The organism is Ancylobacter aquaticus (genome assembly GCF_004339465.1).
Lineage (GTDB): Bacteria > Pseudomonadota > Alphaproteobacteria > Rhizobiales > Xanthobacteraceae > Ancylobacter > Ancylobacter aquaticus.
In genome coordinates this window covers 95,297-112,973 of the sequence record NZ_SMFY01000006.1, presented here as the reverse complement: position 1 = coordinate 112,973, position 17,677 = coordinate 95,297, and the positions used below count along the sequence as shown (strand labels likewise).

Sequence of the window (17,677 nt, the reverse complement as noted above, 5' to 3'; positions counted from 1 at the left end):
ACCGCGTTGCCGGCTTGGCCGGGTTGTCAGGTGGCCACGGCTGGCAGGTCGACGATGGGATCATCGCTGATCGGCGCGATGCTTTCTAGCGTGATGTAGCGGGCGCGCTGGAGGGCCCAATCATCGTTCTGTTCGAGCAGGATCGCGCCGACGAGCCTGGTGATGACGGCCTCGTTGGGGAAGATGCCGACACCTCAGTGCGGCGCTTGATCTCGCCGTTGAGCACTCCAGCGGGTTTGTTGAGTGCAGCTTGGCGTGATGCTGCGTCGGGAAGGTCATGTAGGCCAGCACGTTGGTCTCGGCTGTGTCTATCAGGGCGGCGAGCTTGGGGACCGTCGGCCTGAGCTGATTGGCGACCCTGCGCCATTGCTGGCTGGCGGCGGGAGCATAATCCTGGGCAAACGCCGTGGCGATGAAGGCCGAGACGACGCGCCGTCCCGAGCGACCGGCATGGGCGAGCGCGTTCCTCATGAAGTGGACGCGGCAGCGCTGCCAGGTCGCGGTGAGGACTTTCGAGACGGCCGCCTTGATGCCCTCATGGCTGTCGGAGACGACGAGCTTCACCCCGCGCAGGCCACGCCGCGCCAGCTTGCGCGGGAAACCGGTCCAGAAAGTCTCGGCCTCGGCGGGGCCGATATCCATGCCCAAGCACCTCGCGCCTTCCGTTGCTGTTGACGCCGACGGCGACGATCACTGCCACCGAGACGATCCGGCCGGCCCGGCGCGCCTTCACATAGGTCGCGTCGATCCAGAGATAGGGCCAGTCGCCCTCGATGGTACGATCGAGGAAGGCCTGGACCCGTTCGTCAATCTCCTCGCAGAGCCGCGGCACCTGGCTCTTGGAGATGCCGCTCATGCCCATCGCCTTGACGAGGTCGTCGACCGAGCGGGTCGAGATGCCCTGGATGTAGGCCTCCTCGCCAATTACTTGGCATTTGGCTGTAATGACAGCCGTCAGCGCCTTCTCGGCCATCCGGCGCGGCTCGAGGAAGCCCAGAAAGTAGCGGCCCTTCCTCAGCTTGGGGATGCGCAGCTCGACCGTGCCAGCGCGCGTCTCCCAGTCCCGCTCGCGATAGCCGTTGCGCTGGGCTAGACGCTCCGGGCTCTTCTCGCCAAAGCCGGCGCCAGTCAGGCCGCCGCGCCCCCCATTACATCAGGCGCTGCGCGGCAAAGCCGATCACCTCTCGCAGGAGATCGGCGTCGGGGCTCTTCTCCAGCAATCGCCGGTGACCACTCTCAGCTACACCATGCCATGGGACACGACCGTCGTCTGCGCCTCAGCGTGCGGGCTCAATATGGTTCTTCAGGCTAAGAGTTCATCTGCGCATCCAGTGCAACCAGTTGCATCGGGCAGCCCGGCAGAGATGTGCATACAGCGATTGGCCGCGAATGCATGAACTATAACGCACACATAGGGTGGTATCCGCCATGTCACACTATCTGGCCTGCTGGCAGGGGAAGTGTTCTTGGGACTTTCGACGGAGCGGGCCTGTGGGAAGGGCACAGAATGAGCCGCTACACGGCATGCCGTAAACCTCTTTCCGCGTGCAACGCCACGGCGCTACGCCCCATCGTTGCGCGCCTCAAAGCGATTGACGGTGTGAAGTGGCCTGCCCGAGCACTAAGAGATGGCAGGGTTTGGTCTACGTTCTTGGCGCCAGCCCGCATCGTGCCCACAAATTCCCTCGACAAGGATTGCAACCAGTTGCAACGACCGACATGCGTTGAAGCGTGGAACGCCGTCAGCGCCTTAGCGCAGGTCAGAACGCGGTTGATCAGGCTAAGAGTTCATCTGCGCATCCAGTGCAACCAGTTGCAACGGCTGCCGGGTCGGGATGGGGATAAAGCGACTGGTCGCGAATGCAGGGAATGGCACGTTCAGGGCAACATCCGCCATGTTACATCATTTGGTCTGCTGGCCAGTGAAGTGCGTCTTTGGACTTCGGACTGAGCCGGCCCGCGCGAAAGGCAGGAAATGCGCGGCTTCCATGGACCTATCCATGGCTTTCCACGCTCCACACCACGACGCTACGCCCCATTTTTGCGCAGCTCACAGCGATTGGCGGTGTGAAGTGACCCTGCCCGAGCAAAGAGGTGGGAAGGTTTGGTCTACGTCCTCGTCGCATCCCGCCCCGCGGCCCGCCAATTCCCTCGACAAGGATTGCAACCAGTTGCAACGAAGGACATGCAGTGCAGCGGGGAACGTGGTCTGCACCTAAGCGTGCAGGTCAGAGCGCGGTTCATCAGACTGAGAGTTCGTCTGCACATCGAGTGCAACCAGTTGCAACGGGCAACCCGCTCGGGGCGGGATGCCGGTATTGGTTGCGAATGCATGAGATGGCACGCACCCACCTCTATCCCATTGACGAGGTCGTCGACCGAGCGGGTCGAGACGCCCTGGATATAGGCCTCCTGGATCGCGGCGCTTAGAACCTTCTCGGCCAATGCGCCGCGGCTCGAGAGAGCCTGAAAGTGGCTGCGCGCTTCCTCAGCTTCGGAATACGTAGCTCGACCGTGCTGGCGCGTATCTCCCAGTCGCGCTCGCGTTATCCGTTGCGCTGCGCCAGCCGTTCTGGGCTCTTCCCGCAAAAGCCAGCGCCGGTTAGGCCGCGCCCCCAACCCCATCAGGCGCTGCGCGGCAAAGCCAATCATCTCTCGCAGAAGATCGGTGTCGGGGCTCTTTTCCAACAACTCGCGCAACGCCACAACGGAACGCGCCATCGTGGCACGGCTCACAGCGATTGGCGGTGTGACGCGACCCTGCCCGAGGAAAGAGGGGCGGAGGTTTGGTCTACGTCCTTTGCGTCAGCCCGCATCGTGGGATTGCAACCAGTTGCAACGAACGACATGCGTCGAAGTGGGAAACGTCGTCGGCGCCTCAGCGTGCCGGGCACAACGTGGTTCGTCAGACTAAGTGTTCATCTGCGCATCCAGTGCAACCCGTTGCAACGGGCAACTGGTGGGGGTGGGATGCCGCGATTGGTCGCGAATGCATGAAATTGCACTCACGCATCTCTATCCATTGGCCGTTAACGATGTGGGTGATGATGTCCTTGAGGTAGGCTTGGGGATCGATGCCATCCAGCTTGCAGGTTTCGACGAGCGAGCCGATGACGGCCCAGTGCTCGGCACCGCCGTCGGAGCTGGCGAACAGAACGTTCTCCGGGTCAGGGCCAGGGGGCGGATGGATCGCTCGACGATGTTGTTGTCGAGCTCGATGCGCCCGTAGTCGAGGAAGAGGCAGAGCCCCGCCCAGCGCGAGAGCGCGCAGCGGATCACCTCGGCGAGCTTGGTCTTCTGGCTGATCAAGGCGAGCTTTTGCCATAGCCACGGCTCGAGGGCGTCGATGATCGGTTTGCTCCCTTGCTGCCGTGCGTCCCGGCGCTCCTCCGGGGTGCGGCCACGGATATCGGCCTCGACGCGATAGAGGTCGGCGATGCGTAGCAGGGCTTCACTGGCGATCGGCGCGGAGCCGGTCTGGGCCAACTCGTAGAAGCGCCGCCGAACATGCGCCCAGCAGAACGCCAGGCTGACCGCGTTGCGTCCGGCCAACGTCTTGTAGCCGCCATAGCCATCGACCTGCAGGATGCCCGTAAACCCATCGAGATGGGCGATCGGTCGCTCCCCTTTTCGGTCGGGCGCATAGACATGGGCGACGGCGGGCGGATCCGCGCCTCCCCAACGCCGGTCATCGCGGGCATAGGCGAAGAGTTGACCTGTTTTGGTCCGGCCCCGTCCGGGATCGAGCACCGGCGCCGTGGTCTCGTCGGCGAACAGCTTCGGCGAAGCCTTCAGCATCGCCAGCATCCGCTCGTGCACGGGGCGCAGCAGGAAGGCCGCGCGCCCGACCCAGTCGGCAAGCGTCGAACGATCGAGCGTGACACCCTGACGGGCGTAGATCTGGGCCTGACGGTACAGCGGCAGATGATCGGCGTATTTTGAGACCAGAACCTGGGGCGACCGTCGCCTCGGTCGGGATACCACCCTCGATCAGCCGAGCCGGCGTGGGTGCCTGCACCACGACGTCTTCGCAGGACCGGCAGGCGTATTTCGGCCGGCGCACTACCAACACGCGGAACTGCGCCGGCACGATGTCGAGCCGCTCGGCCACGTCCTCGCCGATGCGGTGGAGCCGGCCGGAACAGCAGGGGCAGACATCGCTCTCGATATCGACCACCGTCTCGATGCGCGGCAGATGGGCGGGCAACGCGCCGCGGTTTGCACGACGCTTTGCGACCCGCTCGGCCTTTGTCGCCGGCGCGTTCCCCTCAGATGCCGCAAAACCTGCGGCCTCCACCTGCTCGACCTCTTCCAGGGCGAGGGGAAGCTAGTCCTCGGGTAGCGTCTCGGCGCGACGGCCGAAGCGATGGCGCTGCAATTCCTTGATGATCTGACGTAGTCGCTCGATCTCCGCGTCCCGTGCGATCAGCATCGCCTGGAGCGTCTCGGGATCACGGGGAAGCTCGGAGCGGAGTGACGCCATGACACCGATTCAATCATATTCGCCAGTCGTTTGCGAGGGTTTTTCAGCTTGCCGCGACCGGCGTCGTCGTCCGTTGCGGCTCATGGACCCGGCGCCGGTCCAGACCCTCGAGCACGGCCGGCAGCTGCGCCGCTGTCAGCCGCAGCGCGCCGTGCTCGATAATAGGCCAGCGGAACTCGCCATTCTCCAGGCGCTCGGCGACCAGCACCACGCCGATACCGTCCCAGAGCACTAGCTTCACCCGATCAGGACGCTTGGCGCGGAACACGTGGACCATCCCGCAGAAGGGATCGGGCCCCATCGTCTCGCGCAGCAGAGCGGCCAGGCCTTCGGCCCCCTTGCGGAAATCGACGGGCTTCGTGGCCACCATGACCCGGCTGCGCCGGTCGGCCGATTACAACCAGGCCTTCAACGCGCCGAGCACCGCGGCGATGGTCGCCGGCGAGGCCCCGCTCTCGATCATCACGCGGGCGCCGGCGACCTCAATCTCGTTGGCCGCGGCGCGACGTGGCCGGTCACGCCGCTCCGGTCGTGACGGTGGGGCGGACGGTTCAGATGCGGGAGGCGGCTCCGGCGCGACGACCGCCGGCACGAAGGCTGGGATCATCTCGCTCGTCTTGCGTGCTTCACACCGCCAGAAGAACAGTTGCTGCGGCGTCAGACCGTGGCGGCGCGCAGCCGCGCTCACCGTCACATCCGGCTCGAAACTTTCCGCCACGAGCCGCGCCTTCTGTTCGGCCGACTAATCCCGGCGGCGCCCCGCACCCGTGAACACCTCATACCGCCGAACCGGGTCGGCAGCGCTGGATTTAAGCGGAAGCTCTGAAATCGTCATATGTCCAAGCCCTCGGGGCCCAGAACATCAACGATCACGCCGGCGCGCGATAGGTGGGGCCAAGACGACGCTTACCCTTCGACAAGGATTGCAACCAGTTGCAACGAACGACATGCGTCGAAGCGGGGAACGTCGGCGGCGCCTCAACGTGCAGGGCACAACGTGGTTCGTCAGGCCACGAGTTCATCTGCGCATCCAGTGCAACCCGTTGCAACGGGCAAACCTGTTGGGGTGGGGTGTGGCCGTGTCCCTGTTGGTGGTGTAGCCTCTCGGAGGCACCACGCTGCCGGTTTTGGCCGGGCTGGTCAGGCAACCACGGCTGGCAGGCTGACGATGGGATCATCGCTGATCAGCGCGGCGCTTTCTAGCGTGACGTAGCGGGCGCACAGGACGGCCCATTCATCTTTCCATTCGAGCAGGATGGCGCCGACGAGGCGGGTGATGGCGGCCTCATTGGGGTAGATGCCAACGACCTCGGTTTGGCGCTTGATCTCGCCGTTGAGGCGCTCCAGCGGGTTTCTGCTGTGAAGCTTGGCGCGGTGCTAGGTCGGGAAGGTCATGTAGGCCAACACGTCTGTCTCAGCTTTGTCCATCAGCACCGCGAGCTTGGGGACGGTAGGCCTGAGTTGGTCGGCGACCCTGCGCCATTGGTGGCTCGCGGCGGGCGCATCGTCCTGGGCAAACGCCGTGGCGATGAAGTCCGAGACGACGCGCCGTCGCGAGCGGCCGCCATGGGCCAGAGCATTACGCCGGATGTGCACCCGATGCGCGGCCAGATGGCGCGGAAACCTTCGAGACCGCCGCCTTGATGCCTTCATGGGCATCGGAGACCACCAGGTTCACCCCGCGCAGGCCCCGGCGCGTCAACTTGCGTAGGAATTCGGTCCATACCGACCCCGCCTTGAGGTCCCGATCTCGAGCCCCAGCACCTCGCCCCGCCCCGCCCCTCGGGGTTGAACCCGATGGCGATGACAACGGCGACGGAGACGATCCGGCCGCCGCGCCGATCTCGAGGTAACTGGCGTCGATCCAGAGATAGGACCAGTTGCCCTCGATCGACTGGTCAGAAAGGGCTTCACCTTGTCGTCGATCTCTTCGCACTGCCACGACACCTAGCCCTTAAAAATGCGCGTCATGCCCATGGCCTTGACCCGATCATCGACGGATCGCGTCAGATGCCCTGCACATAGGCTTCCGCTACAATTGCTTCGGATTTGGCTGGCATCACCGCAGTCAAGGGCTTATCGGCCATCCGGCGGACCTTGAGGAAGCCGGCTTAGCAGCTCACGATAGCCGTTGGGGCTGGGCACAGCGGGTAGGATCCTTCTCACCATGGGCCGCCGGTCACGGCGTCGACCTCCAGCTCCGCCAGGCGCTCGCCCGTAAAGCCTAACATCCCGCGCAGTAGATCAGCGTCGGGGGACTTCTGCACGCGCTCGCGCAAGTTCATCATCTCGGTGGCTTTCGGTGAATCTTTCGGTCTGGCGTTGGTTTCAGAAACCCGTTCCTACTGGAACATCGCGGGCGACCACCTCAGCCAAGACCTGCACCACGCCCGGGACACGATCGTGAAGTGGCCACGCCGAGCGAAAGAGCCGTAGTTTAGTCTACGTCTTGGCCGTCAGTCCGCATCACCCCCAATGTCCCACCAATTCCTCGACAAGGATTGCAACCAGTTGCAACGAACGACATTTGTCGAAGCGGGGAAGCCGTCGGCGCCTCAGCGTACCGAGCACAATGTGGTTCGTCAGGCTAAAAGTTCATCTGCGCACCCAGTGCAACCAGTTGCAACGGCAGTCGGGTCGGGATGGGGATAAAGCGACTGGTTGCGAATGCAAGAAATGGCACGCACAGGGCGACATTCGCCATTTTCATAATCAGGTCTGCTGGCAAGTGAAAGGCGTGTCTGGACTATGGACCAAGCCGGCTCGCGCCAAAGGAAAGGAAACGCGGCTACACGCCATACCATCGATGGCTCTCATCTAATGCCACCACACTACGCCGCATCGTTCCGCACCCCAACGCCATTGGCGATGTAAAGCCGCGCATGACCTACGCTCAGACGAGCATGGAATTCGAGGTGAACTCGGTACCGTGATGAGAGAGGATCATGCCCGGCTTGCCCGGCCACTCGTTCAGCGTCGTCAGTTCGTGCGCCACGCGCCCTCCCGAAATCGACGTGTCGCCAATAGTGGCAAGGCATTCACGCGTGACGTGGTCGACGATGTCAGCGCAAACACGTCGCGTTTGTCGCGGGATGCTGAAACGGCGGCCACACGCGAACTGGTCAAGGACGAAATTTAGCGACTAGCGCGCATTGGGCTTCGGGCTTCGCTTCAACGAGGACCGGCGCCCGTGTTCCAACGGCGCGGTGTCTCGTCCGCGGCTCGCTTCACGAGGCTTTCCTCGCGATAGCACCGATAGATGCTGTTGATCCCGAACGGGGGCCAGTGCGGGGCAGAAGGACGAACAGCCGCCGCCTTACGGCAGTTGTGCTCAATTGCCTGCCGGACGATGGATAGCTGAAGCCTGCGCTCATTGGTAAGGTCGCGCAGCTGCGCGCAGGGCAAAATCCGACGGTCGGTGGGAACGGTAGCGGACCATCTCCCGATCAGCGGCTACAATGCTGCAGGCCCGCCGTTCAACAGGCGCATCACGGCCGGCAGATGCGCGACAGCTTCGCGCGTGGCGACGGACCCCACCATTTATTGCAAGAAGCTAGCGGAATGCGGTGGCATCCAGCATCTGCTGGGCCAGCAGCCTCTTGAGCTTGGCGTTCTCATCCCCAAACTGGTTCAGGCGCTTGGCCTCGGACCGGTCCATGCCGCCATAGCGAGCCTTCCGGTTATATAGTGTTGCTTCCAGTACGCGGTGCTTGCGCAACAGATCAGCGGGCTTCGCGCCCGCCGCACACTCGAGCAAAGCCGCGATGATCTGCTCTTTCGTGAACCGCATCGCTTCTTCTGTCCGTCCTTCAGAAGCCGGACGCCAAATCGCAGTGGATGAAACACACTGTGACAGGTCAGGTTCAATCCACTGAAACGAGAGGATTACTCAGTGAATTAAAGGACGGCGGCACGGTCGAAACTTTATATTGCATTTAAATAATCAAAAGCAGTATCAACATGAACAACGCGGCAAATGAAATCCAATGCATGTGACGCACACTACGCCTAATACTACGGAATCTAGCGTCGATAGACGCCTGAGAAACTAGAGGGGCGCCCTTCTCGGCTTCGCCGCCGTAATGCTGATCGGACTTTCTCATTGTCATTTCTCGCTTCCGCGAATTGTTCGAATGGAACTGGCCGCGCCTGACGGGCGCTTCCATTATGCGGGCATTCTAGCAAGACGGACGAAGTCCTAAGAAATAATACTCAACTTCTAGCGGCATTGAAATGTATTCTAGGGTGTTAGGCGTCCACCATTTGTCTTAAAGAGCGGCGGCTCGTCTAAGATTGGTCTGATGTCCGTCACGCTGTCATGTCAACGCCCTCGCTGGCCGTATGGCCTCCTCAGACGTTCTTCCGCCGACGGTCGAGTGGGGCCCGGGCGATTGCAGTAGGTGCCTCACCCGTAGATCCCGGCCCGAGATCGGAACGGTCTCAAAGGCGTGAGATAAATTCACTCTGGCCGCGGCCATCCATGGAGATCGTGCCCCGGCCTCCAGCAAAACCTTGGCGAAACGTGGGCTGGTGAACTGGCTGAAATAGTCGGGACTGAAGATACCGGGCCACCCTGACCGGGACAAGGCCTCCTACAGCGCGTCGATGCAGAAGTCCGCGTCCATGGTGTCAGACAACCTTTAGTAGAGAGCTGTGGCTGTCCCCAGCCCATGTTCGCAACCCGTTTCAAGAACCCGCGCCGCATCGATGCGGGTATTTAGGCGTACCGACCTGGTCAGGCCTGTCGCTAGCCATAGTCCGAAGGCGCCCCCATGCCGATTGCCCTTTAGGCGGCTGCGGGTTGAGGCGTCGCAACGGCCTTCTGCGGACAATCCGTGGTATGCGACGTCGAGGATGGCCAATTGTACGCAAGGAGTTCGCCGATCACCTCCCAACAGGCCCTACGCATCGACGCGGCTCTATGACGAGCTGCCCCCCCCCGCGGCAAGGACCGGGTGGAAGGCCCCCTCCTCGACCGGGAGCGACTGGTTCGGGAACGTGCGAGAAATAAGGCAGGGGGATACCCAGCCTTTGCTCCATTGCGGTATCCGCTACGAGAGCGAAATAGACATTCGTATTGACAGATATTTATTTTCATCTGAAATTCATGCGCAGCAGAAGAAAAATACAGAAATTACCTTTAAAGGTATTCTGGTATTATCGTGAGTATGAGGTCTACTTACCTTATTTTGTTTACGGCTTGTGCTGAGGTTCCATGCTTTCAGCTGTGCCTTCTTCTTCCGCACAAGAAAGCTCATCGGCGAGCTTCAACGCACGCGTCCAGGATGCAGGGGCGCTGGGTCAGCAGCCGGTCTTCCCCAGTCTATCCCTTCCAAAAGGCGGAGGTGCGGTCCGCGGGATAGGCGAGACCTTTTCGGTCAACCCGGCGACCGGGACCGGACGCCTTGCCTTGCCTCTGCCGCTAACGTCCGGGCGTGGCCCCGTGTTCTCGGGCCTGAGCCTCAGCTATGACAGCGGCGCCGGGAACGGGCCATTGGGCCTGGGCTGGAGCATTGGCTGTCCGGCGATCTCGCGGGGCACTGATCGCGGCTTGCCGACTTACCTCGATCCAGAAGATGGCGACGAATTCGTTCTTTCCGGCTCCGAGGCGCTGGTGCGAACACTCGACGGCACCGATCAGCCCCTGCGCCGGCGGGTTCGTCTGCATGGCCGGGATTTCGAGGTGTCGTCGTTCCGCCCGCGAACGGAGGGGGCCTATGCCCGTATCGAACTATGGTGCGCGACGCGGGGGGATGAGAGCTTCTGGCGCGTCATCGATCCAGCCAATATCACCTCGATCTACGGTGACTCGCCCGCCTCGCGGATCGCCGACCCTACGGATCCCCGCCGCTGCTTTTCCTGGCTTCTCTCACGGGTTTATGACGACAAAGGCAATCTCGCCGTCTACGACCACGTCGCGGAAGACGATACCGGCGTCGATCTCCACGCCCTTCATGAACAGAACCGCGACCGGCGCTTCATCGCGGCGCAGCGACATCTCAAGAGCATTCGCTACAGCGCCGGGACGCCGTGGTATCCCGATCTGAGCCCGGAGGGCGCGCCGGCTCGGCTGCCGACGCTGTGGCGCCATCAGGTGGTCCTCGACTATGGCGATCACGATCCAGATGCGCCCCACCCTGCACCCGACCGCGCCTGGGCGGTGCGGCCTGATCCGTTTTCATCTTGCCGGCCGGGATTCGAACTGCGCAGCTACCGCCGGTGCCGCCGCATCTTGATGTTCCATAATTTTCCCGAGGAATCTTCCTGCGGCGAGGACTGCCTCGTGCGTTCGGTGGACCTCGCCTACGCCGACGAAACCCGATTCCCCGGCGGCCCGGCGCCGCTACACAGCCTGCTGACGTCGGTCACCCAAGTCGGCTATCGCCGCCGCGCGCCGGAAACCTATCTGCGTCGTGCGATGCCTCCGCTTGAGTTCGACTACGCTGCCGCCGCGCTCCATCCAGATCTGATGACGGTAGAGACCGCAGCGGGGGATCAACTCGCGAACGGCATTGATGGCCAAAAGGTGCAACTGGTCGACCTCGAAGGCGATGGCCGGCCGGGAATCCTCGAGCGTGGCCAGGGGAGTTGGACCTACCGAGCGAATTTGAGCGCGGCCAACCTCTTGCCGGGTCCTAACGGCACACCGTGCCCCATTGCCCGCTTCGCTGCCGCGCGCGAGCTTGCAGCGGTTCCTGGCCCCGGTTGCGCGCCGAACGGCATCGGCGGCCAGATACTCGACCTCTCCGGCGACGGGAAGCCCGACCTCGTCTTCTGGCAGTCGCCGCTGCCCGGGCTTTTCGAGCGGCGTCGCGATGGCTCTTGGCAACCGTTCCAGCCTTTCAAGACAATGCCGCGTATCGACTGGGACGACCCTGACCTGCGCTTCATCGACCTCACCGGCGACGGAAGAGCGGACATCATCATCACCACCGATGCTGCGCTCGTCGTCCACATCTCGCGCGGCGAGGCGGGGTTCGATCGTGCGCTGCGCCGTCCGCTACCATGGGACGAGCGCGCGGGCCCCCGCGTGCTTTTCTCGGAGCCGGGCGCGGATGAGAGCATCCAGCTTGCCGACATGACGGGCGACGGCCTGAGCGACCTCGTCCGGCTGCGCTTCGGCGAGGTGTGCTATTGGCCGAACCTCGGCCATGGTCATTTCGGCCGGCGCGTCAGCATGGAGAAGGCGCCGCGCTTCGCCGATCGCACCCGTTTCGATCCGGCAAGGCTGCGGCTTGCCGACATTGACGGCTCCGGGGCGGCCGACCTTCTTTATCTCGGGGAAGAAGGGGTCGAGGCCGCCTTCAACCGGGGCGGAAACGGCTTTTCCGACGTGCAGCGCATCGCGCGCCTGCCCGATGCCGACCTTGCCGCCTTTGTCGAGGTCACGGACCTGCTCGGCACCGGAACAGCCGCTCTTGTCTGGTCTTCTCCACGTGGCGACGGACGCGGCCACACGGTGCGCTACATCGATCTCATGCGGGGCCAGAAGCCACATCTATTGATCGGGACGCGGAACAATCTCGGGGCCGAGACACGGGTCAGCTACGCCCCCTCCACCCGCTTCGCGGTCGAGGACGCCCAGCGGGGGCAACCTTGGATGACGCGGATACCGTTTCCCATCCATGTGGTCGAGCGGACAGAGGCCATCGACCACATCGCCCGCATCCGCACGGTGACGCGCCTCGCCTATCACCACGGTCATTATGATGGCGAGGAGCGCGAATTTGCCGGCTTCGGCCTGGTCGAGCAATGGGACAGCGACGAGCCGCGCGATGGCGAAACCGCCGAGAACTGGGACACCGCGACCTGGTCGCCGCCCGTTCTGACACGCAGCTGGTTTCACACCGGCGCGCTGGTCGAGGGTCGCGAGATTGCACATCGCTTCGCTGCCGAGGCGTGGTGCGAGCCCTCGTTACGCGATCCGCTGCGGGCGGAAGACCGGGCGGCCATGCGGCTGTCGGAACCGGTTATACCGCCGGGGCTTTCCGCCCGCGAAATGGCGGAGGCCACCCGCGCGCTGCGTGGCACGCTGTTGCGCAGCGAGGTCTACGCGCAGGATGGCAGCTCCCGCGCGGGCATTCCCTATACGGTGACGGAGACAAGCCCCGCCATCGTGCGGGTGCAGCCGCGCGGGCCAAATCGCAGCAGCGTCTTCGCCGTCCGTCCGCGGGAAAGCCTCACCCTGCACTATGAGCGCGACGCGTCGGATCCGCGCTGTTCGCACGAACTGACGCTGGAGACGGACCGCTTCGGCAATGCGCTGCGCACCGTCTCGGTCGCCTATCCGCGACGCCCTCCCACGGCTGCGCCCGAACCCAGTTTGGCCGTGGGCTTTCAGGCCATGCTCGGTCGCGACCAGGGCCGGGTGCATATCACCGCCAGCGAACGCCGGCTGACCGAGGCGCTAGATGATCCGGCGGCATTTCCGCACGCGCACCGTCTTCCTTTGGTCGCCGAGACCATGACGGCTGCGATCACCGGCGCGGCGCCGGCGGCCAACCGGCCTGGGCTCACCAACCGCTTCAGTTTCGAGGAGCTCGACAGCCTGTGGGCGTCGTTGTGGACGGGTGCCCATGATGAACCTGCCGAACAGGAGAATGCCGGCGATATCGACGGCACCTCGCCTGAACCCGCCACGCCCCGCCGGCGTGTTCTCTCGCGCCTGCGCACCCGGTATCGCCGCGACGATTTCACCGGCCTCCTGCCGCCGGGAAAGCTGGAGCCGCTGGCGCTCTCCGGCGAGAACTGGGAGCTGGTCTTCACCCCGGAACTGCTGGCGCAGGTCTATGGCGACCGGATAGGTGACGCCGATCTCCAAGGCGCCGGATATGTCCAGCTTGCCGACCACTCGGGCTGGTGGCGCCCGTCGGGTCGCGCATTTCTGTCGCCGGGCGACGGCGATCTGCCGGCCGATGAGGCGATCGAGGCGCGGGCGCATTTTTTCCTGATCCGCCGGACGGTCGATCCGTTCGGCAGTGTGGCGCGCATCCATCACGCACATGACCTGATGCCCGATGAGACGGTCGATCCCGTGGGGAACAGTGTTCGTGCTACGATCGACTGGCGGGTGATGCAGCCTTTCCGCACGACCGACCCCAATGGCAACCGGGTCGAGGTTGCCTTCGATGCGTTGTGCCGGGTCGTCGCAATCGCCACCCGCGGAGACGAGGGCAACGCTCTCGGTGGCGATCTCACCGGCTTCGAGGTCGACCCGGACATGGAGGAACTGGCCGCCTTCGCGAGCGATCCGGCGGGCCGTGCGCATGCCGCGATGGGGAAGGCCTCGTCGCGGGTTCTGCATGATGTTTTTGCCTATTTCAGGACCCGCAGCCAGCCCGCGCCCACACCGTGCTGGACGGCGCGGTTGGCGCGGGAGCGCCATGCTTTCGGGGCGGACCCAGGACTTTCCGATCGAGTCAGCGTCGGGCTCAGCCATTGCGACGGCTTCGCCCGCGAAATCCAGGTGAAGTCGCTGGCGGAGCCGGGGCCGGTAACGCCGGGTGGCGCGGATGTCGCGCCGCGCTGGACCTGCACCGGCTGGACGGTGTTCGACAATAAAGGCCGCCCGCTGCGAACCTACGAGCCGTTCTTTACCGGCAAAGCCGAATACGAGCCGGGCAAGGCGGAAGGGGTGGGTGTCACCACGCTCTACGACCCGCTGGGGCGCCCCAGTGCCGTGCTGATGCCCGACAAGAGCTGGACAAAGGCGATGATCGGCCCATGGCGGCAGGAGGTCTGGGACGCCAACGACACCACGGCGATCCCCGACCCGCGTGATGACCCCGACGTCGGCGGCGCTTTCGTGCGGCTGCTGGGGGTGGCACCGGAAGCCTTTCGCTCCTGGCGCCAACGCCGGGAGGCTGGGGAGGTCGGCGCCACCGCCGAGGCGCGTGCCGCCGAGACTGACGCCGCCGCCAAGGCACATGCCCATGGAGCGACGCCTGATATCTCTCATTTCGATGTGCTGGGCGAGATTGCCCTCACGGTGACGGAGATGGGGGACAGGCGCATTGCCGGGCGTACCGCACGCGATGCCGCCGGGCGAACGCTCGCCGTTTTCGACGCCCGCCTGCGCCGCGTGACCGAGCACGGCTCGCTCCTCGGCGGGGGGCGCTTCCTTGCCGGCTACGACTTCATCGGCCGGCCGCTTTTCCGGCGGGGGATGGACGACGGCGAGCGGCGTCTGCTGCCGGATATCCGCGGCAATGCCGTTCTGGCCTGGGACGCGATGGGGCACCGTATTCGGCACCGTTACGATGCTTTGGGCCGCCCCACCCATCGCTTCGTGGCACGGGACGGCGTCGAGTCTTTGCGCGATCTGTCGATCTATGGCGAGACGGCGCCGGCGGGGCGCAACCTGCGCGGTCGTCTGTGGCGGGCCTATGACGCAGCCGGCCTCAGCGAGAGCGAAGCCTATGATTTCGCCGGAAACCTACTGAGTGCGGCTCGCCATCTCGCGCGCGGCTGGCGCGTTGTGCCGGACTGGGCGGCGCTCGACGGGTTGACCGGTGCGGGTGCACTGGACGCTGCCGCCGCGCCCTTGCTGGCGCCTGGCGAGCGCTATGTCTCGCTCACCCGGCACGACGCGCTCGGACGCGCCGTGCAGATTGTCGTCCCGCACCGTGAGGGGATGCGCCCTTCGGTCATTCGCGTCGGTTATGGCGATGGTGGCCTGGCCGAGACCATGGATGTCTGGGTGCGCCAGCCGGTGGCCCCCGACACCCTGCTCGACCCCGCCACCGCCAACCGTCGCGTTGTAAGGGACTGCCACCACGACGCGAAGGGGCAGCGCGCGTGGATCCGGTTCGGCAACGGCGTCGAGCTGCGCCATGAGCACGATCCCGAAACGTTTCGCCTGCGCCGGCTGACGACCGACCGTGGCAGCGCATGGCCGGAGGCCGAGCGGCTGGTGCAGGAACTCACCTATGCCTACGACCCGGTGGGAAATGTGACGCGCGTGCGGGACGGTGCCGACCGACAGAATGCCGTCTATTTCCGCAATCGCCGGGTCGAACCGGGGCAGGACTTCACCTATGACGCGGCCTATCGTCTGGTGGCGGCGCGCGGCCGCGAGCATCTTGGCCAGACATCGGGTGTCGCCGCGGCACCAACCGCCGCCGATGCGTGGGAAGAGGGGCGCCAACGCCTGCCGCACCCGGGCGACGGCCTCGCCATGGGCACCTATCTTGAACGATATGAGCACGACGACGTCGGCAATATTGAGCGTGTCAGTCACACCGCCGACACCGGAAGCTGGACGCGCGACTATCGCTATGATGCGCCGTCGCTGACGGATGCGGCGGTGAGCGGAGACCGTCTCACGGGGATGAGCGTCTCCGGGCTGCCGGACGTGGCCTTCGCTCATGATGGCCATGGGCGGATGTCATCCATGCCGCATCTTTCGCTGCTGCTTTGGGATGAGCAGGATCATCTCGTCGCGACCGCGCGCCAGGCGGTAAATGCCGGCACGCCGGAGACCACGCGCTATATCTACGCCGCCGGTGGCGAGCGGGTTCGCAAGGTCACCGACCGCGCCGCGCCGGCCGATGGCGATCCACGCCGTCGATCCGAGGTTATCGCGCTCGGCCCCATCGAGATCCGCCGCGACTATGCGGCGGACGGGACGACTGTGGCGGTCGAGCGCGAGACGCTTCACCTCGCCTTCGGCAGCGAGCGCGTCGCGATCGTCGAAACGCGCACAGCGGGGGTGGACCCAGGGCCGGCGCAGCTCTGGCGTTACACCTTCTCCAGCCATCAGGGCTCGGTATCGCTGGAGCTCGACGAGGCCGGGGCCGTGATCTCGTTCGAGGAGTACTTCCCCTTCGGCGGCACCTCCTATCAGGCGGTGCGGTCGCAGACCGAGACGCCGAAACGCTACCGTTTCCTCGGCCGGGAGCGGGATGAGGAGAGCGGCCTGTACCATCTGGGGGCGCGCTATTACGCCCCCTGGCTCGGCCGCTGGACATCGCCCGACCCGGCGGGCCTCACCGATGGAAGCAATCGCTACGCTTATGCGGGCAATGACCCGATCGGGCTGGTGGACCCGGGGGGGCTGGCTGGTCGCCGAGCCGGGGTGGAGGGCGACATCGGTCCGCATGGTTCGCAGGGACACAGCGGTGGAATCGATCCCGCCACCGGCAAGTACCGGCTGGAATCCGAGCATATCTGGCCGGTTTCGCACCAGCGCGAGAGTTTGCGCAATCCGGCGACCGGGCAATCTCCGATCCCGGACGGTCGCGGACATCGCGCCGACCGGAGGTCGCCCACCGCGATGGTCAAGGAGGCGGTGGCGGACACAAAGACCGGAGGAGACTTAGCGGCACTTAACGCGGCCAAAAGTGAGGCGCGGGCGGGTGGCGTCACTGCGGCCACTGCGGCCGAGCTGACGCCGGAAGCTGGATTGCGCCGGCTTGAGGCCGCCTCTGTCGCGAACGGCAGCACGCTGTCTGCGGGCGCCGAAGCGGCGGTTATCGGCCAGGTGGACAGCCTGCACACCGATGCGGACGTGCGGGCCTTCTCGCGGCGCGCCGAGAATAACCCGCTCGTCGGCGCCACGACGGCAGAGATAGACGCAGCGGTGAACGCGACCCCCTCGTCTGGGCAGCTGACAACCATTGCGACGGAGCAAAAGCCCCGGTCGACAAGCGTTTTCAAGGGCAATGCCGAAGTAGCCGCAGCCGCCACGACGGAGGCCAAGGTGCTTGCAGCCGGGGCCGAAGGCCTCGAAGTCGCCTCCAAGACAGCCGCCAAATCCGCCGCAAAGACGGGCGCGAAAACCGTGCTGAAGAAGCTGGGAACCAAGGCGCTGAAGGTCATCCCCTTCGTCGGCATGGGCGCTGGCGCGACCTCGGCGGCCTATGAGGCATCACAAGGCAATATGGGTTCCGCCACGCTCGACGTGGTCGGCCTCGTGCCGGTGGTTGGCGACGTGGTCGATGCCGGGCGTCTCGGCGTCGCCGTGGGCGAGGCGGCGGACCAGCTTCTCGGCATCAGCGATGTCGCGGCGGAACATGGCGCCGCCGCTGAAGGGGTCGCCAAACGCGTCGGCCTGTCTACCGATAATGCCCGTATCGCGGGGGCCGTCACCGCCGGCCTCAGCGCGATAACCGTAGCGCCGACAATGGCCGTCCAGCGCACCGTCACAGGATGGTTCCACTAGCCCCTAGATCGTCGTCACCGTTTCGGGAGCAG

Annotated in this window: 4 protein-coding genes and 7 pseudogenes; 2 read left to right on the top strand and 9 right to left on the bottom strand. The window is 64.7% G+C overall.

Annotation, left to right across the window (positions count from 1 at the left end; genetic code table 11):
- Positions 1-26: 26 nt before the first annotated feature.
- Positions 27-1,190, bottom strand: a pseudogene (locus EV667_RS21640) (IS256 family transposase).
- Positions 1,191-1,507: 317 nt separating this feature from the next.
- Here EV667_RS21640 and EV667_RS22680 point away from each other — a divergent pair.
- Positions 1,508-1,951, top strand: a complete 444-nt coding sequence (locus EV667_RS22680) for a hypothetical protein (RefSeq protein WP_165901679.1) — start codon at positions 1,508-1,510, stop codon at positions 1,949-1,951.
- Positions 1,952-2,355: 404 nt separating this feature from the next.
- Here the strand turns inward: EV667_RS22680 and EV667_RS23040 are convergent.
- From EV667_RS23040 to EV667_RS23035, 8 genes and pseudogenes are all read right to left on the bottom strand, one after another.
- Positions 2,356-2,721: pseudogene (locus tag EV667_RS23040) on the bottom strand (transposase); the annotation flags it as partial.
- Positions 2,722-2,905: 184 nt separating this feature from the next.
- A pseudogene (gene tnpC / locus EV667_RS21635) lies at positions 2,906-4,483 on the bottom strand (IS66 family transposase).
- Positions 4,484-4,526: 43 nt separating this feature from the next.
- Positions 4,527-4,853, bottom strand: a complete 327-nt coding sequence (gene tnpB / locus EV667_RS21630; RefSeq protein ID WP_131837393.1) for an IS66 family insertion sequence element accessory protein TnpB — start codon at positions 4,851-4,853, stop codon at positions 4,527-4,529.
- 24 nt (positions 4,854-4,877) lie between these two features.
- Positions 4,878-5,213 (bottom strand): annotated as a pseudogene (gene tnpA, locus EV667_RS21625) (IS66-like element accessory protein TnpA); the annotation flags it as partial.
- A gap of 410 nt (positions 5,214-5,623) precedes the next feature.
- Positions 5,624-6,136 (bottom strand): annotated as a pseudogene (locus tag EV667_RS23315) (transposase).
- A complete protein-coding gene (locus EV667_RS23310) occupies positions 6,063-6,419 on the bottom strand; it encodes a transposase (protein WP_425359053.1) in 357 nt (118 codons plus the stop codon). The pseudogene EV667_RS23315 and the gene EV667_RS23310 overlap by 74 nt, the downstream one beginning before the upstream one ends.
- Before the next feature lie 185 nt (positions 6,420-6,604).
- A pseudogene (locus EV667_RS23305) lies at positions 6,605-6,771 on the bottom strand (IS256 family transposase); the annotation flags it as partial.
- 611 nt (positions 6,772-7,382) lie between these two features.
- Positions 7,383-8,273 (bottom strand): annotated as a pseudogene (locus EV667_RS23035) (transposase); the annotation flags it as partial.
- 1,425 nt (positions 8,274-9,698) lie between these two features.
- On the opposite strand from EV667_RS23035, the gene EV667_RS21610 reads away from it, so the two are divergent.
- Positions 9,699-17,645 carry a SpvB/TcaC N-terminal domain-containing protein gene (locus EV667_RS21610; RefSeq protein ID WP_131837390.1) on the top strand — a complete coding sequence of 2,649 codons (7,947 nt, stop codon included), beginning with the start codon at positions 9,699-9,701 and terminating at the stop codon, positions 17,643-17,645.
- The last annotated feature ends 32 nt before the right edge of the window (positions 17,646-17,677 follow it).